Source organism: Streptococcus cristatus (assembly GCF_003943465.1).
GTDB classification, from domain to species: domain Bacteria; phylum Bacillota; class Bacilli; order Lactobacillales; family Streptococcaceae; genus Streptococcus; species Streptococcus cristatus_C.
Window position 1 is genome coordinate 1 of record NZ_RJPR01000045.1, and the last position, 525, is coordinate 525.

1 protein-coding gene is annotated in these 525 nt (G+C 47.2%); it reads left to right on the top strand.

Going from position 1 to position 525, the window contains the following annotated elements:
- Positions 1-25 precede the first annotated feature (25 nt).
- Positions 26-525, top strand: a 500-nt coding sequence (locus D8793_RS12015) for a mucin-binding protein (protein ID WP_446677603.1), incomplete at its 3' end; no start/stop codon positions are given.

Below are 525 nucleotides of genomic sequence, written 5' to 3' on the forward strand. Positions count from 1 at the left end.
TGGTNANACAGCGGGTCGTCCAGCTCTGAAAGCTCCTGTTACTCAAGAAGCAGCCTTCACACGTACAGGTGAGCGCGACCGTGTAACTGACAAGAAGACCTTCACTGCATGGACACCAGCTACGAAAGAATTGGCCCAAGAAGCTACACCAGTCGTAACTGGATTCGTGGCAGATAAGGCCAATGTAGCAGCCAAGACAGTGACTCCTGATGATAAGGATAGCGAAGAAGTTGTACAATACAAGAAACTTGGTTCATACGTACCAAATGTACCAGACGGACTTCCAAAAGTACCAAACCTTCCATATCCAAACAATCCAACAGATCCAACAAAACCAGGAACTGATCTTCCAGTTGTACCAGATGTACCAGGCACAACACCAGTCGGCCCAGATGGCACAACACCATTGACACCGAAAGATCCGAGCGATCCAAGCAAGGGTTACAACCCACCACCAATTCCAAGTGATCCAACTCAGGATACACCAATCAACTACGTTAAAGATGGTCAAAAAGCGATTATCAC